General features: G+C 29.6%; 22 protein-coding genes and 1 pseudogene. 21 read left to right on the forward strand and 2 right to left on the reverse strand.

Going from position 1 to position 20821, the window contains the following annotated elements; translation table 11 throughout:
* The first annotated feature begins 55 nt into the window (after nucleotides 1–55).
* The 8 genes from HMPREF3181_RS05340 (at nucleotide 56) to HMPREF3181_RS05375 (ending at nucleotide 10029) form a co-directional block, all read left to right on the forward strand.
* Complete coding sequence (locus tag HMPREF3181_RS05340; RefSeq protein WP_068474136.1) at nucleotides 56–367, forward strand: PadR family transcriptional regulator; 312 nt, start codon at nucleotides 56–58, stop codon at nucleotides 365–367.
* The gene (locus tag HMPREF3181_RS05345; protein WP_068474139.1) at nucleotides 360–1622 is read left to right on the forward strand and encodes a DUF4097 family beta strand repeat-containing protein; all 1263 of its coding nucleotides are present in this window, start codon (nucleotides 360–362) and stop codon (nucleotides 1620–1622) included. The genes HMPREF3181_RS05340 and HMPREF3181_RS05345 overlap by 8 nt, the downstream gene beginning before the upstream one ends.
* Nucleotides 1623–1696: 74 nt before the next feature.
* Entirely contained in the window at nucleotides 1697–3070 is a 1374-nt protein-coding gene (locus tag HMPREF3181_RS05350) for an aminopeptidase (protein WP_068474142.1), read from the forward strand.
* 347 nt (nucleotides 3071–3417) lie between these two features.
* A complete protein-coding gene (gene pflB / locus HMPREF3181_RS05355) occupies nucleotides 3418–5664 on the forward strand; it encodes a formate C-acetyltransferase (protein ID WP_068474146.1) in 2247 nt (748 codons plus the stop codon).
* Nucleotides 5665–5754: 90 nt separating this feature from the next.
* Nucleotides 5755–6483, forward strand: coding sequence for a pyruvate formate-lyase-activating protein (gene pflA / locus HMPREF3181_RS05360; RefSeq protein ID WP_068474148.1), 729 nt, complete (start codon nucleotides 5755–5757; stop codon nucleotides 6481–6483).
* 106 nt (nucleotides 6484–6589) lie between these two features.
* A complete protein-coding gene (locus tag HMPREF3181_RS05365) occupies nucleotides 6590–7270 on the forward strand; it encodes a response regulator transcription factor (RefSeq protein WP_068474151.1) in 681 nt (226 codons plus the stop codon).
* Nucleotides 7260–8474 (forward strand): sensor histidine kinase, encoded by a 1215-nt coding sequence (locus HMPREF3181_RS05370; RefSeq protein ID WP_068474155.1) that lies wholly within the window; start codon nucleotides 7260–7262, stop codon nucleotides 8472–8474. Before HMPREF3181_RS05365 ends, HMPREF3181_RS05370 begins: the two co-directional genes overlap by 11 nt.
* Nucleotides 8475–8604: 130 nt before the next feature.
* Nucleotides 8605–10029 (forward strand): carbohydrate-binding domain-containing protein, encoded by a 1425-nt coding sequence (locus tag HMPREF3181_RS05375; RefSeq protein ID WP_068474158.1) that lies wholly within the window; start codon nucleotides 8605–8607, stop codon nucleotides 10027–10029.
* 127 nt (nucleotides 10030–10156) lie between these two features.
* Here HMPREF3181_RS05375 and HMPREF3181_RS05380 read toward each other — a convergent pair whose 3' ends face one another.
* Both HMPREF3181_RS05380 and HMPREF3181_RS05385 read right to left on the reverse strand, forming a co-directional pair.
* Nucleotides 10157–10561: a GNAT family N-acetyltransferase gene (locus HMPREF3181_RS05380; RefSeq protein WP_068474162.1), complete on the reverse strand. Its 405-nt coding sequence runs from the start codon at nucleotides 10559–10561 to the stop codon at nucleotides 10157–10159.
* Nucleotides 10562–10569: 8 nt separating this feature from the next.
* Complete coding sequence (locus tag HMPREF3181_RS05385) at nucleotides 10570–11892, reverse strand: MocR-like pyridoxine biosynthesis transcription factor PdxR (RefSeq protein ID WP_068474163.1); 1323 nt, start codon at nucleotides 11890–11892, stop codon at nucleotides 10570–10572.
* Nucleotides 11893–11958: 66 nt separating this feature from the next.
* Here HMPREF3181_RS05385 and HMPREF3181_RS05390 point away from each other — a divergent pair, with 66 nt between their 5' ends.
* The 13 genes and pseudogenes from HMPREF3181_RS05390 (at nucleotide 11959) to HMPREF3181_RS05450 (ending at nucleotide 20818) form a co-directional block, all read left to right on the forward strand.
* The gene (locus HMPREF3181_RS05390; protein WP_255353739.1) at nucleotides 11959–12540 is read left to right on the forward strand and encodes an ECF transporter S component; all 582 of its coding nucleotides are present in this window, start codon (nucleotides 11959–11961) and stop codon (nucleotides 12538–12540) included.
* Nucleotides 12540–13325 (forward strand): bifunctional hydroxymethylpyrimidine kinase/phosphomethylpyrimidine kinase, encoded by a 786-nt coding sequence (locus HMPREF3181_RS05395; RefSeq protein WP_082713919.1) that lies wholly within the window; start codon nucleotides 12540–12542, stop codon nucleotides 13323–13325. Before HMPREF3181_RS05390 ends, HMPREF3181_RS05395 begins: the two co-directional genes overlap by 1 nt.
* A gap of 173 nt (nucleotides 13326–13498) precedes the next feature.
* Nucleotides 13499–13753: a hypothetical protein gene (locus tag HMPREF3181_RS05400; RefSeq protein WP_068474167.1), complete on the forward strand. Its 255-nt coding sequence runs from the start codon at nucleotides 13499–13501 to the stop codon at nucleotides 13751–13753.
* Nucleotides 13754–13771: 18 nt separating this feature from the next.
* Nucleotides 13772–14071 (forward strand): annotated as a pseudogene (locus tag HMPREF3181_RS05405) (thioredoxin domain-containing protein); the annotation flags it as partial.
* On the forward strand, nucleotides 14061–14753 hold the full coding sequence (locus HMPREF3181_RS05410; protein WP_068474174.1) for a cytochrome c biogenesis protein CcdA: 693 nt from the start codon (nucleotides 14061–14063) through the stop codon (nucleotides 14751–14753). The pseudogene HMPREF3181_RS05405 and the gene HMPREF3181_RS05410, both read left to right, overlap by 11 nt.
* Before the next feature lie 174 nt (nucleotides 14754–14927).
* A complete protein-coding gene (locus tag HMPREF3181_RS05415; RefSeq protein ID WP_068474177.1) occupies nucleotides 14928–15293 on the forward strand; it encodes a GntR family transcriptional regulator in 366 nt (121 codons plus the stop codon).
* Nucleotides 15294–15295: 2 nt separating this feature from the next.
* On the forward strand, nucleotides 15296–16126 hold the full coding sequence (locus HMPREF3181_RS05420) for an ABC transporter ATP-binding protein (protein ID WP_068474180.1): 831 nt from the start codon (nucleotides 15296–15298) through the stop codon (nucleotides 16124–16126).
* Nucleotides 16127–16720 carry a hypothetical protein gene (locus HMPREF3181_RS05425; protein WP_068474183.1) on the forward strand — a complete coding sequence of 198 codons (594 nt, stop codon included), beginning with the start codon at nucleotides 16127–16129 and terminating at the stop codon, nucleotides 16718–16720.
* A complete protein-coding gene (locus HMPREF3181_RS05430) occupies nucleotides 16721–17332 on the forward strand; it encodes an ABC-2 transporter permease (RefSeq protein ID WP_068474186.1) in 612 nt (203 codons plus the stop codon).
* 9 nt (nucleotides 17333–17341) lie between these two features.
* Complete coding sequence (locus HMPREF3181_RS05435) at nucleotides 17342–17944, forward strand: ABC-2 transporter permease (protein ID WP_068474189.1); 603 nt, start codon at nucleotides 17342–17344, stop codon at nucleotides 17942–17944.
* A gap of 9 nt (nucleotides 17945–17953) precedes the next feature.
* Nucleotides 17954–18559, forward strand: a complete 606-nt coding sequence (locus tag HMPREF3181_RS05440; RefSeq protein ID WP_068474192.1) for an ABC-2 transporter permease — start codon at nucleotides 17954–17956, stop codon at nucleotides 18557–18559.
* A gap of 317 nt (nucleotides 18560–18876) precedes the next feature.
* Nucleotides 18877–20163, forward strand: coding sequence for an ABC transporter permease (locus tag HMPREF3181_RS05445; RefSeq protein WP_068474603.1), 1287 nt, complete (start codon nucleotides 18877–18879; stop codon nucleotides 20161–20163).
* A 10-nt stretch (nucleotides 20164–20173) separates the two neighbouring features.
* Nucleotides 20174–20818 carry an ABC transporter ATP-binding protein gene (locus tag HMPREF3181_RS05450; protein WP_009447539.1) on the forward strand — a complete coding sequence of 215 codons (645 nt, stop codon included), beginning with the start codon at nucleotides 20174–20176 and terminating at the stop codon, nucleotides 20816–20818.
* Nucleotides 20819–20821: the final 3 nt, after the last annotated feature.

Below are 20821 nucleotides of genomic sequence, written 5' to 3' on the forward strand. Positions count from 1 at the left end.
TTATACACTATATAATATAGATAAGTTAATAATAGATTTTTAGAAAGGAGCAATTATGTTTTCGATACAAGGGCAAATTTTAGATTTTTGTGTTCTTGCTATAGTTAATCGAAGAGATACTTATGGTTATGAAATCACTCAAAAACTTATGGCGACTATTGAAATTTCAGAGTCAACTTTGTATCCTGTCTTGAGAAGGCTTTTAAAGGGTGGACTTTTGGAGAGTTATGATGTTTCTTTTGACGGTCGTAATAGAAGATACTATCGTATAACTAGAGCGGGACGAGATGTTTTGATTTTTAATAAAGAAAAATGGGATTTATATGTTGAACAGGTAAATCAGATTATTGGAGGTAGTGATGAATAGACGAACTTTTATGAAAAAACTTATGTCTTATTTAAAAAATATTTCTAAAGATGAAAGAGAAAATGTAGAAAATTTTTACAATGAGATGTTTGATGAGCAAGGCATAGGATTTGATGATGAGGTGCCAAGCAGTTTTGGAAATCCAAGAAAGATTGCAATGGAAATTTTAGCTGATGATATTGAAATTGAGGAAAAGAAGAGTAAGAACAACGGTAAAAAGAAAAGAAGTTTTTGGAAAAAGTTGTCTTTGGTTGGTCTTGGGATTTTTTCTTTTCCATTGTTGGTTCCAATTTTTGTTATAGCTATTGTTTGTTTTGCATTATGGGTTACTTTTTCGATTATAGGTTTACTTATTTCGCTGTTCACTCTACCGTTTTCTATGGTTTTTAATATTACTTCCGTATTTAACTGGGGCTTTAGAGTTTTATGCTTTATAATTTTGCTTTACGCCTTTATATGGCTTATAAAGTTTTTATATAGAACTTTGGTAAGAGATATTTCAAATAATCCTGGAAAATATGCTAAAAAATATGTTAGAGTTAAATATCAACCTAGTGAAGATGAAGATTATGAAATTTATGATGAGGATGAAATGGACTATTCAAATGAAAATATGGATACCTTTTTTGAGGGTATTGATTATATAGATATTGACTTAAATGCTTTAAATGTAAAATTTGAGAGAAGCGATGATGAGCTTGTCAGAGTAAAGGCAAGAAATGTAAAGAGAACAAAACTTTTCTGCGAAAAGAAAGGCGATAAGTTAAAGATTTACAATAAAGGCTTGGTTGGAAAAGTTAATAAAAACGGAATTCAAATAGATGATGAGTTCATTAAAGATTCTACTCTTACTATTTATATTCCTGAAGATGTTTCAATTTCAGGAGAAATCAATGCTACAAATCTTAGAATCAACGAATTGGAACTTGAAAAATTCAATTTACAAGTAAACGCAGGAAATGTTACTTTAAATGATATGGAAGTTGAATATTTTGATGTTGTTGTAAATGCCGGAAATATTAAAGGTGAAGTAGAATACCAAGAGATGTTTAAACTAGATGTTAATGCAGGAAATGCAACTTTAGAAGTTGAAAAATTATATGGAGAAATAGAATACGAATACAGTGTTGGAATGGGAAGTGTGAGAATTTTCGAAGAATCTTTTTCAGGCTTTGGAAAACACGGAAGAAAGAATAAAAATTCAGACATTAATATGAAGATAAAATGTGAAGCGGGTAAAGTTACGATAAGATAAGTTTTAGATCTTTAATTGTAAACTTAATTATGTTATAATGATATTGTAAAATATTTTATATTAGGAGGAAGAATATGACTAACAAGAGTGCATGGTTACAAATTGAAGATGCAGAAAAAAATTTAGTTTTTGATTTCTGTGAAGACTATAAAAAGTTTTTGACAGTTGCAAAGACAGAAAGACTTGCTTGTGTAGAAATTATTCGTCAAGCGAAAGAAAAAGGCTTTAGAGATTTAGAAGAACTTTACAAAACAGGTGAAAAATTCAAAGCCGGAGATAAATTTTATCTAAATCATAAAAATAAGTCAGTTGCTCTTTTTGTAATGGGAACTGAACCTTTAGAAAATGGACTAAATATCGTTGGGGCGCATATAGACAGTCCACGTTTAGATGTTAAACAAAATCCTTTGTATGAAGCGAATAATTTAACAAAAATGAAAACTCATTATTATGGTGGAGTTAAATTATATCAATACGCAACAATTCCTCTAGCAATTCATGGGGTTGTTTACAATTCTGCCGGAGAAAAAATTGATATACATATCGGAGAAGATAAAGACGATCCAGTATTTTGTGTAACAGATTTATTGATTCACTTATCTAAAAATCAATTAGCAAAAACAGCTCGTGAGGCTCTTGTTGGAGAACAAATGAATATTATAATGGGCAATATGCCTTTAAAGGATACTGAAAAAGATGCTGTTAAAGAAAATGTTCTAAAATTGATAAAAGAAAAATATAATTTTGAAGAAGAAGATTTCAAAATTGCAGAATTGGAAATTGTACCGGCAGGAGAAGCAAGAGATTTAGGACTTGATAGGTCAATGGTTTTAAGCTATGGTCAAGATGATAGAGTATGTGCTTTTACAACAATGCGTGCTATTTTTGAAATTGAAAATCCAAAGAGAACAGCTTGTGGATTATTCATGGATAAAGAAGAAATAGGTTCAATGGGTAATACAGGAATGGCATCATATTTCTGGGAAAATACAATGACTGAACTTGTAAATCTTGAAGGAGAATTTTGCCAATTAAAAGTTAATCGTTCATTAAAGAATTCTAAAGTATTATCTGCAGACGTTGCAGCAGGTTTTGATCCTGACTTTGCGGATGTTAGTGAACAAATGAACTCTGCATTTATCGGTTCAGGTATTTCAATTTGCAAATATACTGGAAGCGGTGGAAAATTCGGATCAAGTGATGCAAATGCTGAATTTTTAGCAGAAGTTAGAAAAGTATTCAAAGAAAATAAAGTTGTATGGCAAACTGCAGAACTTGGTAAAGTTGACCAAGGTGGTGGTGGAACAATCGCTCTACTACTTGCAAAATATGGCGCTGAAGTTTTAGATGCAGGCCCTGCTACATTAAGTATGCACTCACCTTACGAAGTTACAAGTAAAATAGACGTTTATATGAGTTACAAAGCATACAAAGCATTTATGCTTTAAAAAATTAAAGAGTGTTAGTTTTGACTAGCACTCTTTTTTATCTTTTTTGTAAAATTGTAATATTTAATTTTTTTCTACTTATATTCTTCAACAGTGTTTTTTTCTATTCTTACTGGCTAACTTAATTTTACAATATGGGAAATTAAGTTAATATAAAATTTTGTAAGCATTAATTTTAAAAGTTACTTTTTGTGGGGGTTTTTTTAAAAATAAAAACGTTTTTTGCTGTTTTTGTGATTACAATCACTGATAAATGTAAAAAAATATTGTAAAATATATATACAAAGAAAAATAAATTACATATTTAGATAAATCTAAAAAATGAATGATTAATAGGAGATGATTTTATGGACGCATGGAGAGGTTTTAAAACTGGTAATTGGACTGAAAATATTGATACAAGAGATTTCATTCAATTAAACTATACTCCTTATGAAGGAGATGAAAGTTTCTTAGCTGAGCCAACTGAAAGAACAAAAAATTTATGGAAAAAAGCTGAAGATTTAATTTTAGAAGAAGTTAGAACAAAAACTGTTAAAGTTGATACTACAAGAGTTTCTGGAATTAATAACTTCCCGGCAGGATATTTAGATAAAGAAAATGAATTAATCGTAGGCTTCCAAACTGATGAACCAATGAAGAGAATTGTAAATCCTTATGGTGGATATAGAATGGTAACAAATTCTTTAGATGCTTACGGATTAAAAATGGATCCAACTATTGAAAAATATTTCAATGAATTTAGAAAAACTCACAATCAAGGAACATTCGACGCTTACACTTCTCAAATGAGAAAAGCTAGAACTGTTGGTCTTTTAACAGGTCTTCCTGATGCTTACGGACGTGGAAGAATTATCGGAGATTACAGAAGAGTTGCTCTTTATGGTATCGACAGATTAAGAGAAGATAAATTAAATGAATACAAAAAATTAGAAAGTGAATTAGCTTCTGAAGATATAATAAGACTTAGAGAAGAACTTTCTGAACAATACAGAGCTTTAGATGAAATGAAGAAAATGGCTATGGAATATGGATGTGATATTTCTGTTCCTGCTAAAAATGCTAAAGAAGCTATTCAATGGTTATACTTCGGTTACTTAGCAGCCGTTAAAGAAAACAACGGAGCTGCAATGAGTCTTGGTAGAAATGGCGGTTTCTTAGATATCTACATCAAGAGAGATATTGATGAAGGAACTTTAACAGAAAGCGAAGCTCAAGAATTAATCGATCAATTCGTTATGAAACTTAGAATGATGAGACATTTAAGAACTCCTGAATATGATGATTTATTCGCTGGAGATCCTACTTGGGTTACTGAATCTCTAGGTGGTATGGGTCTTGACGGAAGAACATTAGTTACAAAGACTGCATTTAGAATTTTACACACTTTAACTAATTTAGATTCTTCACCAGAACCAAATATGACTGTTCTTTGGAGTTTAGATTTACCGGAAGGCTGGAAAAATTATTGTTCAAAGATGAGTATTCAAACAGGTTCATTACAATATGAAAATGATGATGCAATGAGACCGGTTCATGGAGATGACTATGCAATTGCTTGTTGTGTATCTTCAATGGTAATTGGTAAACAAATGCAATTCTTTGGAGCTAGAGCAAATCTTGCAAAATCACTTCTTTACGCTATTAACGGTGGCGTTGATGAAATGAAAAAAGCAAAAGACGGTTCTTTAATCAAAGTTTTAGATGGTATTGAACCAATTAAAGATGAAGTTTTAGATTTTGATAAAGTTTATGCTAATTACAAATTAGTTTTAGAAAAAGTTGCAAAACTTTATGTAAACACAATGAATACAATTCACTATATGCATGATAAATATGCTTACGAAGCAGGACAAATGGCTCTACACGATACTTTTGTTCACAGATACATGGCTTTTGGTGTAGCAGGTATCTCAATCGTAGCTGACTCACTAAGTGCGATTAAATATGCAAAAGTTAAACCGATAAGAGATGAAAACGGATTAGCTATTGACTTTGAAATAGAAGGAGATTTCCCAACATACGGAAACGATGATGACAGAGTTGACTCATTAGCAGTAGAAGTTATCGAAGGCTTTATGAATGAACTTAGAAAAACTCCAACTTACAGAAATTCTGAACATACACTTTCAATCTTAACTATAACTTCAAACGTAGTTTATGGTAAGAAAACTGGAACAACTCCAGACGGAAGAAAGAAAGGCGAACCATTTGGACCGGGAGCAAACCCAATGCATGGAAGAGATAAGACTGGTGCGATTGCATCACTTAACTCAGTTGCGAAAATTCCTTTTGCAGGATGTTGTCAAGACGGTATTTCAAATACATTCTCAATAGTTCCAACAGCATTAGGAAAGAGTGAAGATGAAAGAAAAGTTAATTTAACAAACTTAATGGACGGTTATTTTGAACAATTAGCATTCCATTTGAATGTTAATGTACTTGACAGAGCAACTTTATTAGATGCTTACGATCATCCGGAAAAATATCCAAACCTTACAATTCGTGTTTCTGGATATGCAGTTAGATTTAACAGACTTACAAAAGAACAACAAATGGAAGTAATTCATAGAACTTTCCACGAAAGTCGTTAAGAAGTTGCAAAGTAAATGATAAAATAAACAAAGCAGGTTGTCCTGCTTTGTTTTTTCTACATTTTTTTAAAATAATTAAAAGGTGATTTTATGGTAATAGGCAGACTACATTCAATCGAAACGATGGGTCTTGTTGACGGACCGGGCATAAGGACAATTTTCTTTTTACAAGGTTGCCCTCTTAGATGCCTTTACTGTCACAATCCTGATACTCAAGCATTACAAGGTGGTACGGAGATAACACCTGATTTTGTGCTGTCTAAAGCTAAGAGATACAAAACCTATTACAGAGGAAATGGTGGAATAACTTTTTCCGGAGGAGAACCTCTTTTACAAGGAGAATTTCTAGCTGAAACCCTAAAATTACTAAAAGAAAACGGATATAATACTTGCATAGATACAAGTGGTTACGGAAATGAAAAATATTTTAAAGACATTTTAGAAAATACGGATACAATTCTTTTGGACGTAAAAAGTTTTTCAAACCAAGGCTACATTGAAATGGTAAAACAAAAAATAGACGGATTTTTTACATTTCTAGAATATATTGAAAAATATTTTAAAGGAAAAATTTGGTTCAGACATGTAATGGTGCCCGGCTTTACAGACAATAGAGAATCAATGGATAAATTTATCGAAATCATAAAACCATATAGAGATAAAATTGAAAGAGTTGAAATCTTACCATATCACATAATGGGTGTTGCAAAGTATAAAGAAATCGGAAAAGATTACAAACTAAAAGACGTTCCAGCAATGAATAAAGAAAAAGCTGTTATGCTAGAAAGTTATGTAAGAAGTAAATTAAATTTAAATTAATAATTATATTTAAAATCACTCACTAGAGTGATTTTTTAATACTTGATTTTAAGTTGTTTTAAGGTTATACTTGTATCATATATTTGAGAAAGTACGGGGTGATTTTATGAGAATTTTAATTTGTGAAGATGAAATTGATTTAGCTGATGGTCTTTGTGCGATTTTGAAAGGCAATAAGTATTCTGTTGATGTTGTTTATGACGGAGAGGAGGCTCTTACTTATCTTGGTGCAGAGAATTATGATGCTGTTATTTTAGATATTATGATGCCGAAGGTTGATGGAATAACTGTTTTGAAAACTATAAGAGAAGAGGGAAATAGTATTCCGGTTATTATGCTTACTGCAAAGTCTGAACTGGATGATAAGATTGTTGGACTTGATAGTGGAGCAGATGATTATCTTACTAAGCCTTTTGAAGTTAAAGAACTTCTTGCAAGACTTAGAGCTATAACTAGAAGAAAAGAAAATATTACGGATAATGTTTTGACTTTTGGAAATATTACTTTGAATAGGACTAACTTTGAGTTATCTTCTAAAAAAGGAAATTATAAACTTGCAAGCAAGGAGTTTCAAATGCTTGAAATGTTTATGTCTAATCCTTCTACTATAATTTCTGCAGATAATTTTATGGATAAGATATGGGGTTATGATACGGATTCTGATATAAGTGTTGTTTGGGTTTATATTTCATATATTAGAAAAAAACTTGCAAAGTTGGAGGCTAATGTTGAGATAAAGGTTACTAGAAATGTTGGTTATTCTTTGGAGGAATTAAATGGAAAATAAACTTCGAAAAAAGTTTGTATATTTTTCTGTTGGCATTATAACTATTGTGCTTTTATCTATAACTGCGTTTGTGAATATTACAAATTTTTATAATATTAAGTATAGTTCGGACAATTTGCTTAATATTCTTGTTTTAAATGACGGAGAGATGCCGAAATTTACAATGTTTGAGGATTCTTTAGAGGAGGATAAGGCTTCGTATGCTAAGAGTTTTTCAAATAGATTTTTTACTGTTAAGACTGATGTTAAGAAAAATATTGTAACGGTTAATACTGATGATGTTTTTTTGACAAGTTCTTCTGAGGCTGTTGATTATGCTAAAGCCGTATTGTCAAAAGGGGATAAGACGGGTTATTATAAGGGATTTAAGTATGTTGTGTCGTCAGCTGAAAATGGCATTTTGATTGCATTTGTAGATGTTGTAAAGGATTATGACGTTTTTTATTCAACTTTGAAAAATAGTATAATTATTAGCTTTTTTGTATTAGGACTTGTTACATTCTTTTCGATTATTTTGTCTAAAAAAGCTGTTTCTCCTATGGTAAAGGCTTATGAAAAACAAAATGCTTTTATTACAGATGCGAGTCATGAGTTAAAGACACCGCTTGCTATAATAAATACGAGTGCCGATGTGCTTGAAATGGAAAGTGGAGAGAGCAAGTGGACGGACAATATTCATAAGCAAGTAAGCAGATTAAACGGTCTTATTGGAAATTTAATTTCACTTACAAAGTTAGAGGAATTGAATTCTTTGGAAATGTTGGATTTTTCACTTTCTGATATTGTAGAAGAATCGACAAATGAAGTTAAAGACTTGGCTTTAAGCTTGGATAAAAATATTCTGGTTGATGTTGAAAAGGACATTTCGTTTAAAGGCGATGAAAAACTGATTAGACAACTTGTAAATATTCTTCTTGACAATGCAATTAAGTATGCAAGAGAAAAAACTGATATAAAAGTAAAACTTTCAAGACAAAATAGAAAAATTACATTGACTGTCGAAAATGAAGCAGATAATTTAGAAGTTAAAAATTATAATGTTTTATTTGAAAGATTTTACAGAGCGGATTCGTCAAGAAATAGTAAAACAGGTGGCTATGGAATAGGGCTTTCCATTGCTCAGTCGATTGTTCAAAAACATAAGGGGAAAATTTCTGCTGATAGTTTTGACGGAGAAAGAATTGTTTTTACAGTTAAATTTTAAAAGTAGCGAAAGCTACTTTTTTTGTATAAAAATTCATTTAAGGTTTGTTAAAGGTTTGGGTTGTAAAATATTAGCATAAGGATAATGAATTGGGAGATTTTATAGTGTCAAGAATATTAAGGAGGGCAATATGAGGGCTAATAGATTGGTAGTTGAACTATTTAGTTTGGCTATATTGTCTGGTTGTTTGGTTGCTTGTAGCAAGCCTACAAAAAAGGTAAATATGCAGACATTACAAGCTATGAAGTTAAATAAAGAAAATAAGGCAAATCTTTTTGAAGACGATGATTATGATGCCATGATTGACGAAAAAAAAGGAATAAAAATAGATTTAAGTGATATTTCAAATGTTAAAGGGAAAAATGTTAGTGTTTCTGGAAATGTTTTAACAATTTCTTCCGGTGGAACTTACATTTTGACCGGCAGACTTGAAGAGGGACAAATTATAGTAAATGCAAAAAATAGTGATAAAGTTAGAATTGTTTTAAATGGTGTAAATTTATCTTCTTCTACAAATACACCGATTTTTATAAAAAATTCTAAAAAAACTATCATAACTCTTGCATCGGAAAGTGAAAATGTATTGGCTTTAAAAGGTTCAATAGATGAAACAGAGGACAACAAGAATTCAGTTATTTTTTCAAAAAGTGATTTAAGTTTTAACGGTACCGGAGTTTTAAATCTTTCTTCTCTTTATGGTAGAGGGATTATATCTCAAGATAAAATTGTTTTTGTTGATGGAAAATATGCAATAGATACTGCTACGGATTCTATAAATTCAAATAGTTCAGTAGCCATTGCAGATGGGAAATATAAAATAAAAGCCGGAGAAAAAGGAAATGGATTAAAGGTAAGTCACAACACAGATAAGGATAAAGGTTGTGTTTATATTTCAAGTGGAAAATTTGATATTTCAGCTGGAGAGGACGGAATTAAATCAAATTCAAGCGTAACAATAGCAAGTGGCGAACTTGATATAAAAAGTGGAGATGACGGCATCGAAAGCAAACGCATAGACATAAAAGGTGGAAACACACAGGTTGTTTCAAAAAGTGATGGGATAAAAGCGAAGAGCAAAAAAGGTGCCAACGCTGACTTATATATCAAAATCAGTGGCGGAAATGTAAATATTTTAGCAGATAAAAAAGGTTTAGATTCTGAGGGAGATATTTTTATCGCCGGAGGAGAAACTTTTGTTGAGGGCTCACAAAATAGCAAAAGCCTCGCAATGGGCTACGACGGTACAGCCAGTATAACAGGTGGAAAGTTTATCGCAACAGGAAATGACTTGATGGTTAAAAGTTTTGGGGAACTTTCAACACAAGGAAGTGTTTTGATGAGCTTTTCAAAAGAAACTAAAGAAGAACTGAAAGTTTTAGATAAGATGAGAAAAGTTATAGCAAAATACAAGCCAAAGAGAGCTTATAAGAATGTAATAGTGAGTGTTAATGATATGAAATTAGGACAAACATATAAATTAATGGCAGGAAGTGAAGTTTTAAACATAACATTGGATAAAATTAATTACGGAAGTGCCAAACTTGTTGAAAAATAATTGAAATAAATAGAAAAAATAACTGAAGATTATATAAAGATAGCTGTGATAAAATCACAGCTATTTCTTTTTTAAAAAGAGCAGTGGAGAAATCTTCAAATATGGTACTTTCTTTAACTTCAGCCACTTATCTGATATAAGAAACCATATTTTTTTCTTCTATTTTTACCATTCCAACCGATTTGTAAAACTCATTATCCCTTATATCCTCAATATCTGTAAAAAGGCAAAATGCTCTAGCATCTTTAAATTTTTCAGAAGTCAAATTAAATAGCTTTGTTCCAATTTTTTGCCTATAAAATTCTTTATCCACAATCAAATCTTGGACAATAACTATATGTTCTCCATCTCCTACACAACGGATAAAGCCAACTAATTTATCTTCTTTAAAAGCACCTAAAAAACACAGAGAATTTTCAAAAGCTCTTTTCAATTTTTCATCATCATTTAGATAGGTAAGCCAATCTGTTGATTTATAAATTCTTTTTATATCTTCAAAATATTCATTAAAATTAAATTCTTTAAATTTCATAAAACCTCCTAAATTTCTAAAAACAACTTAATTCCCTCTTTTAATTTTTCTTCGCTAAGCGTTGCAAAGCCTAATAAAATTGATGGTATTTCTCTTTTTGTTCCATAAGAGCTAAGTCCATAGACTTTGATTTTTTTCATCTTTGCCCTTTCTACGATTAATTCCTCTGAATAGCTTTTAGGATATTCCAAAACTATATGAAGTCCGGCGTCTGCACCTCTTATTGTAATATCTTTTCTTTCACTTAACATATCCATAAGTAATTGTCTTTTTTTAGAATAAATTTTTCTCATTCTGTTTAAATGTTTTTCAAACTCACCTGATTCAATAAAGCTGGTCAACATTTTTTGTACCATAATTGAAACGGGGCAGATAAAAAATTTAAAAATTTTATTATATTTTTCAACCAAATTGAAAGGTAAAACCATAAAACTAACTCTAAAACTTGGAGAAATGGACTTTGAAAAAGAGCCGATATAAATTACCTTGTCATTTATGTCAATTGATTTTAAAGCGGGTACGGGTCTTTTTGAATATTTGAATTCGCTGTCGTAGTCGTCCTCGATTACATACTTTATCTTTTTCATATTCAAAAGCTCAACACGTCTTTGCATATTCATTATAACGCCGGTAGGAAATTGATGAGCCGGAGTTATAACGCAAAAGTCGGATTTTGAACTTTTAAGTGCCTTCAAATTCATTCCGTTTTCATCGACAGGGATAAATTCATACTTTATATCATTTGTATCCATTATATTATGTAGCATTTTATATCCAGGGTCTTCGATGCCAAATTTTCCAGAAATTAATTTAAAAATTATTTGGAAAAGATATTCTGAACCACTTGAAATAATAATTTGAGACGGGTCGGCTTTAAAACCTCTCGACTTATTTAGATATTCTGCGATTTGTACTCTAAGAGGCATATAGCCTTGATAATCAACTTTTTCTAAAATGTCTTTGTTGTCAAAAATAGTTGCAGAAATTTTTTTAAATGCTTTGTATGGAAATTCCGCGCTTACTCCATTGTACGAAAAGTCGTATTCAATATTTTCTTCTTCCTTTTTTATATGTATAGGCTTGCTATCAAAGACATAGAGTTCTCCAACATCTGCAACAAAAAATCCCTGTCTTTCTTTCGAGTAGATAAAACCCTCCTCTAAAAGTTTTGAGTAAGCATTGTCAACCGTGTTGAGCGAGATTTTGTATTCCTTTGCAAGATTTCTCTTGCTCGGAAGTTTTGTATTTGCCTTGTATGTTCCATTTATTATTTCATTTTTGAAATATTCATAAATTTGTAGGTAAATTACACCGTTATTGATTACTAACATTCTGACCCCATAAAAAAATACAATTTTGACACTACAAATAGTATCAATAAATGTATTATACTATATTTGATCAAATTAATCAAAGGAGTGTTTTATATGGAAAGCAAACTAAATATAAAAAAAATAACATTAATAGGAGTAATGGCGGCAGTTGTTTTTGTAGCTTCACAAATTCAAATCCAAATACCGCTTGGAGCGAGTATGACAAGAGTACATATTGGAAACGGATTTTGTCTTTTATGCGGATTATTGTTGGGACCTATTGCAGGGGGACTTGCATCAGGTTTGGGATCAGCAATTTTTGACCTTATAAATCCTATTTATTTACCTTCTGCTCCATTTACATTTACATTTAAGTTTTTAATGGCTTTTATCTGTGGAAAAATTGCTTATTCTAATGGAGCGAATGCCGAAAACTTTAAGAAAAACTTAATCGGTTCAATTACAGGAGCAGTAACTTATGTAATTTTGTACCTATCAAAAAGCTACATTACAGATATATATGTTAAGGGATTACCACAAGCCGGAGCAATTGCAAAAGGTATTCAAAGACTATGGGCTTCAACAACTAATGCAGTAGTTGGAGTTATAATCGCTGTGATATTGGTTAAGGCTTTAAAACCAATCGTAAAGAAAACTATCAGATAATGAAAATTTTAGTTTTTAACGATTATTGTTGTGTTGGGAATTGTGCCTTAAAGGTCAATATTTCCATATTAACACAAAATGGGAATGAAGTTTTTGGTATTCCAACAAAAATATTTTCTTCACATATGGCTTATAAAGACTTTTTAAGTTTTGAAATGCCGAATTTTTCAGAAATATTTGAAAAAATCAAAAAAATTCAAAATTTTGATGCAATTTATATAGGCTTTGTGGATAGCAGAGAACAGTTTGAAGTAATAAAAAACTTTTTGAAAGAATTTAAAGGAAAAGTTATTTTAGACCCGATACTTGGCGACAATGGAACAAAATATTCAGGAGCAACAGAAGAACAAATCGAATTTTACAAGGAATTTGTTAAGTTTGCAGATATTGTAACTCCAAACTTAACGGAGAGCATTTTACTTACAGATTACAAAAAAGATTTTTCAGAAATAAAAAAAGAAGATGTAGAAAAAATTGCAGAAAAACTTTTTGAAATGGGCGCAAAACAAGTTCTAATCAAAAGTTTTGAAGAGGATAACAAACTAAATACTTTGTATTTCTCAAAAAATTCAAAAAAATGGTTTGAAACAGAAAAAATCGACATAAAAATCTGTGGAACAGGCGATACATTTTCTTCCCTTGTTACAAGTGAATTGCTAAAAGGAGAAAATTTAGAAAATTCCATTGATAAAATTCAAAAATTATTGCTTGAAAACATTCAAAAACAAGAAAAAATTGACGGACTAAACGAAATAAATTTACAAAACTTTAAAATAGGCGAATAGCCTATTTTTTGTTTCAAAAAACTTATAGAGCTCAATAAAAAATCGGATTATCACGGACGTATGTACTAAATTTAAAGAAAATAGCAATTTATTTATCATACTTATTATCGATTATGATTATTTATTTTTATTATGGGGTATATTTGTATCAAATTTTATCAAGGAGAGAGAACATGAAAAAGAAAATTACATTGATAGTTTCGGTGTTGGTATTAGTTCTTGGAATTTTTGTTTTTAAAAAATTGTCTATGAACAATAAAATGGATAAAAATGAAAATTTAAGTAGTAACACTATTACTGAAAAAAAATCTTCAAATGGAAATAAAGAAGATACAAAAAAAGAATCTAATTCAAAAGAGGAGTTGACTTTAGAAAATCTAAAAAGTCAAAAGAAACCAATCATTTTGGATTTTAGTCAAAACGGATGACATGCTTGTGCTGTTCAGCACCCGGTTTTGGAAAAACTGAGAGAAGAATATAAAGATAAAGTCATCATAAAAACAGTAGATATTAGAAAAGAACAGAAGTTTGCTTCAGAGTTCCCTATAAGAGTAACACCTACATTGTTCTACTACAATGCAGATGGTACACCTTTTAAGGCATCAGAAGATTTAGCTAAAAAAATAAATTACGTTGCTTACCAAGATAAGAAAACTGATGAATTAAAATTTGGTGGTTCTGAGAGTGTTGTTGAGTATGAGGGCTTAAAAGAAATCATTGAGGAGATGTTAAAAAATGTTAAATAATTTAGAAAGCATTATTGGGGAAGGCTTAAAATCATTTAGTATTTTTGCACCAATTCTTGCATTGCTTGGTGGTATATTAACTTCAATTTCACCTTGCTCATTGGCATCAATTCCTTTAGTTATCGGTTTTATGACCGGAACAAAAGAGAATGATACAAAGAGAGCTTTCAAGATTTCTGTCGTATTTGCAATCGGAATGGCGATAACTTATACGACACTTGGAGTTTTGGCAGCACTTCTTAGCAAGATTTTTAACCAATCAGGACAACTTTGGAATATATTTTTAGGTATTATAATGATTTTAATGGCATTACAAACTTGGGAAGTAGTAAATGTTGTTCCAAGCAAAATTTTGACAAACAAGAGCGGAAGAACAGGTTACGTCGGAGCTTTAGTTGTAGGAATAATGGCAGGACTTTTTTCAAGTCCTTGTTCAACACCAATCTTAGTTGCATTACTTGCCATAGTTGCAGGGAAAGGCAGTTTAGTTTGGGGAGTGATACTATTTTTACTTTATTCAATAGGAAATAGTATTCTGGTTGTAGTTGCAGGAACAAGTACAGGATTTGTTGGAAAAGTTATGTCAAACAAATCCTATGGAAAAATTTCGGATATTGTAAAAATTGTATTTGGAATAATAATTTTATTAATAGGATTGTATTTCTTATACTTAGGATTTTAAGATAAAAGTCGTTACGAAAGTAACGGCTTTTTTTTGTAACATTATTAAAATTCAATATTTAATAAAAAAATACTTAGTTAAATAAAAAATAAACAAGAAAATTTTAAAAAAACTGTTGACAAATTATTTTTAAGTGTATATAATGTATATATACAGTAGATGAAGGAGGGTTATATGTTAATTAATTTATACAAAGACGACAAAGACCCAATTTATTTGCAGATTGTAAAACAGATAAAAAAAGAGATTATGAATAAAAACTTACAGCAAGGCGATTTACTTCCTTCGATTCGTGCTTTGGCAACCGACTTAAAGGTTAGTGTTATTACGACCAAGAGGGCGTATATGGAGCTTGAAAAGGACGGTTTTATTCAAACTGTTACGGGAAAGGGAACTTATGTTACGAATAAGACTGTGAATGTCATTGAGGACGAGTATTACAGATTGCTGGAAGAATCAATTAAAAATGTTTATTCTTATGCAGATGCTTTGGGTCTTTCAAAAGAAGAAATTAGAGAAATTTTTGAAAATTGGAGGTAACTATGTTAAGGGTTAAAAATCTTGAAAAAAATTATAAAAAATTTAATTTGAATATGACTTTTGATTTGGAAGAGGGTTGTATTATGGGTTTAATTGGGAAAAACGGCTCAGGTAAGACAACTTTAATTTCTACAATTTTAAATATAGCAGTAAAAGACGGGGGAAGTTGTACGATTTTCGGTGTTGAAAATAATAAATTAACTCCTCTTCAAAGAGAGGATATCGGAATTGTATTTGATGAAATTCATTTTCCTAATAATTTTAAAATTTATGAAATTGAAAAGTTTTGTAGTTTAGTTTATAAACATTGGGATGCAAATCTTTTTAGAAAATTACTTGCCGATTATGAAATAGAAATTGTAAAGGAAGTAAGTGAGCTTTCAAAGGGAATGAAGATGAAATTACAATTAGCCGTTGCATTTTCACATAATCCGAAATTGTTAATTTTAGACGAGGCAACTTCCGGACTTGATCCAATCGTTCGTGATGAACTCTTGGATTCACTTTTTGAATTTGTTAGAGATGGAAAACATTCAGTTTTAATGTCCTCACATATTCTATCAGATATTGAAAAAATTTCAGATGTAATAACTTATATTGATAACGGAAAATTACTTTTTTCAGAGTATAAAGATGATTTACTTGAAAAATATTGCATAATAAAAGGTGATGAAAGTATTTTAAACGGAATTGCAAAATGTGATATTTTAGGAGTTAAACAAGGTCATTATGGCATAGAGGCTTGTGTAATTAGAAATGCCTTTAGAGGAGAAAATTTTGACAAACCTACAGTAGAGGATATAATGATATTTTTAAACAAAGGAGTGATTTAGATGAAAGAGCTACTTTATAACGACTTTTTAAGAATTAAAAAATTTTCGATAAATATTTTAATTGATATTTTAATCACATTGATATCTGTATATTCTAAAAATATTCCGATATTGTTATTAGGACTTTTTGCACTTACTGGAGATTTAATCTATATAAGTGTTAAAGAAAAGAATATCGGCTTTACAAGAGCTAAGATAAGAGATTTAAAACAAATTTATTCTGTTAAAGACATAGTATCAGAAAAATATGCTTTGGTATATATTTCAACAGCTTTAGTATTTGTAATTGATTATATTTTAATTCATCTATTTGGAAGAACGGAATTTATTTCGGCTTTTCAAGTACAAATTATAATTTTCTATTTGTTTTTACCAATTTTACTTCCGATTTTACTTAATACAAGTGAAGTTGTATCAACTGTGTCTGTATTGTTAATCGCTTTAATTGATGCAGGATTTTTCTTTAGAATGGAGGAAGAATTACTTCGATATTTTACAAGTACAAATGTTTTAATTTGTGTGATTTTAAGTTTAATTTTTGTAAGTTTATCTTTTTTAGCCAGTTTAAAGATATTAAACAAAGGAGTGATTTAGATGAAAGCGCTACTTTATAAGGATATGTTGAATTTAAAAGGGGACATTTCAATTTTTGTTCTTTTAATATTTTTAGCAACATTGATTGGAAGTGTTATTACTGACGTGAATCATTTGATTGTACTTGCCTATATTTTTCCAATAATACTTCTTATAAAAAGTTTTAATTCCGATAAAAATGCAAATTTTGAAAAATTTTTAATCTCTGGTGGAATTGAAAGAAAAAATATAGTATTTTCCAAATATTTGTTAGTTATTGGTATGGAAGTTATAAGCTTGTTTTTCACATTTTTAGCTGTTTATTTAAGTGGAAATCTTACTTTTTTACGAACTATAAGTATTTTGTTTTTGATTATGTTTATATCTTTTATAATCATTCCTATTTATTACAGATTTGGTTATAAACGTATATTCATTTCAATGGTTATTGCTTATTTAGGAATAGTAATGTTTTTTGCTTTATTTCCTGAAGAATGGAAAGAGTTTGAAATTGTAAAAATTTGGCTAAATAATGAATTTTTAATATACTCATCTTTTGCTTTAGTTACTTTATTAACATTTGGCATTTCAATATTTTGTTCACTTAGGATTGTTGAGAAGAGAGATTTTTAGGAGGTTGTTATGAAAGCATTGTTTTATAAAGATATCATAGCTTTAAAGGGAAATTTAAAAGCTCTTTTGATTGTATTGGTATTCGACTTTGTTGTAATAAAAGCAGGATTTCCTGATATGGCTTATTTAATATCAACTTTTTGGCTTATAGATTTTGTTTCTAGAACTTTTGATACAGAGAATAAAAATAATTTTTATAAATATGTAATTTCAAATGCAGTTGATGAAAAAATTATAGTGATATATAAGTACATTTTGGTATTTTTGGCGATTATTTTAATATTCCTGATTGATTTTTCATTTGCTTTTCTTACAGGAGTTGACAAAACTATTTACAGATTTTTAATTTTTTCAAACTTAAATATTTTGCTTTATGAGATCTTAATTCCGATATTTTTTAGATTCGGAAAAATTGCAAGAGAAGTGATTAGAATTTTAGTTGGAATTGTATATGTTTTAGGAATATTTTATATGGTAAAAGATGGAAGACTTTTTAGTTTTGATATTTTTACTAATATGAATATATTTTTAATAGGAGGGCTGATTGCTTTAGTTTTGTTTGTATTTTCTTTTGGATTGAGTTTGAAATTTATAAAAAAGAAAGTAGAGTAGGAGGGTGTTATGAACGGTTTATTATATTTAGAATACCTTGAAATAAAGAAAAAGTGGCACATTTATTTCATATCATTGATATTACTTTGTTTTGGCGTTTACTTTGAATTTTGGTTTGCCTATATATTTATATTTGCTCTTTTAGGAACTAGAAATATGCTAACTGCCTTTGAAAGAGAAAATAAAATAAATAGACATATCTTGACAACCGGTGCCTCAAGAAAGGATTTAGTATATACAAAGTTTTTTGTTTCAACTTTGAAGATTTTGTTCTGTTTTGCCTTATTGCTGGTAATTACTCTAATTTTTAATTATAACTTTTTGTTGACACTGTTATTCTATTTCTTGAGCGCATTAATTATAAATCCGATAATACAGTCAATGTTCTTTAAGTTTAGAGAAGAATCCGACGTTCCTGCAATATGGATTGTAATTGCGTTTTTAGTTTTATTTTGTATGCTACCTTTAAAATATATTTTTGGAGTTGAAGGCATTTATAAAAGCATAAATGTTACGACAATTTCTTATACAATTATATTTTTTGCAAGTATATTTTGGAATATTTATATCTGTAAATTAACAGCAAAGAAAATAGAAAATAGAGATTTTAAATAAGAGGGAAACTTGTTGTACGATAAAAAAGCCATTTAATTAAAGCCATTTTTAATTAAGTGGCTTTTTGTTTAAATAATTTTTTTAATTTTGTTCCACTCATTATTGATATTTTTTCAAGAGTTTTTTGATGAGTATTTATGTGAATGTTGCACTTGATTTGACAAATTATCGTTAAGAAAAATTTTTAAAAATTTTTCGTTTCATAAGTATTTCATTTTCATTTCATAAATATTTCATAAATCGGGTTTAAAATAGCTACTGTAAAGAAAATACTTTGAAATTAAAATAAATTTGAGAGAGGGGAGTTGAATAAGACAGTGGTAAAAAATGCGATAGCATATGTTTTAAGAAAAAAGAATAGAACGCTGATAGTTTTTATTATTTTGGCAGTAGTTCTTTCATGTTTATACGCTTGTCTGAATATTTTGAAATCAGGAGCCAGTTTGGAGAAGTCTTTGTATAAGTCATCAAATTCATCTTCAACCATAGCCAGAAAAGATAGTCAGGGATATTTTGACAAAAATGAGTTAAAAGGTATAAATGATATAAAGGAAATTGAAGAGATAATTACTCAATATGAAGGCTTGGCAAGATTGTCAAATAATAATGCAGTTGACAGCGGACAACAAATAACAAGAGATGATATTCCAAGCTATTTAAAAAATATTGTATCAATACAAGCTACAAGCAATGTAAAAAGAAATGTTTTGTTTAATAGTGGAGTTTTTACGATAAAAGAGGGAAGAAATATTGAAAAAAATGATAAAAACAAGATATTAGTTCATGAGGAGTTTGCTGAAAAGAATAAATTAAAACTGGGAGATAAAGTTAGTTTAGAATTTGTAGATCCAAATAAAAATGATAAAAGTAATAAGCAAACTGAATTTGAAATTGTTGGAATTTTTTCGGGAAAGAAACAGGAGACACAAACAGGATTGTCTTCAGACTTGAGTGAAAATATGATGTTTACTGATTATGATTCAGCACAAAAGGCTTTGAATCTTGAAGGAAACAAAGAACTTGTAAATAAGATGACATTTTTTACAAACACTCCTGAAAAGATGGACGAGGCAATAAATAAAGTTAAAAAGCTTAATGTAGATTGGGAAAAAACTTATACTGTTGATAAGGATTCAAACTCATTTAAAGAAGCTTTAGAGTCATTGAGTGGTGTTAAACACATAATAAAAATAATGACTTTTGCAATTATGATTGGTGGTTCTGTAGTTCTTTCATTAATATTGATATTATGGTTAAGAGAAAGAATTTATGAAATCGGAATTTTGTTATCCATTGGGGTAAGTAAATCTAAAATTATCGGGCAATTCATAATGGAATTAATATTTATATCTATTCCTGCAATTTTCGTATCATTGATATTTGGAAATTTGGTAGTAAATCAAATTATTGGAGGATTGATTAGTTCTGAGGATACTACATCAATTACATCTAATTTTGTAAGTAGTGGATATAATATGAACAGTTTAATAACTTTTGCACAAAGCTATGGAGTTTTATTACTAATTATTGTATTATCAGTAGTTTTTGCATCAGGATTGATTTTAATAAAGAAACCGAAAGAAATTTTATCACAAATTAGCTAGGAGGAAATAGATGAACACATTAGAAATTAAAAATGTAACATATAGTTATGCGAATTCAAAAGAGAAAGTTTTATCATTAATAAATCAAGGATTTGAACTTGGAAAATTTTATGCGATTATCGGTAAATCAGGAACAGGAAAGTCAACATTACTTTCATTGTTGGCAGGATTGGATAAGCCGAATAGCGGAGAAATTTTGTTCAATAACGAAAATATAGAAAAAGCAGGTTATAGTAATCACAGAAAGAATAATATATCTTTAGTATTCCAAAACTACAATCTTATAGATTATCTATCACCATTAGAAAATATCAGATTGGTAAATAGTAAAGCCTCTGAAGATATTTTACTTGAATTGGGACTTGATAGAACTCAAGTTAGAAGAAATGTAATGAAACTATCAGGTGGACAACAACAAAGAGTTGCTATTGCAAGAGCTTTAGTATCAGAAGCACCGGTTATTTTGGCAGATGAACCTACAGGTAACTTGGATGAAACTACTGCAGGAGAAATAATAGAAGTATTGAAAAAACTTGCAAAAGAGAGAAATAAATGTGTAATAGTAGTAACTCATAGTAAAGAAGTTGCAAGTGCAGCTGATACAATACTTGAGCTTAATAATAAGAGATTAAAAGAAGTAACAAAAAGTAATTAGGAG

It is taken from the genome of Parvimonas sp. KA00067, assembly GCF_001553085.1.
In the GTDB taxonomy this organism is placed as follows: Bacteria; Bacillota; Clostridia; order Tissierellales; family Peptoniphilaceae; genus Parvimonas; species Parvimonas parva.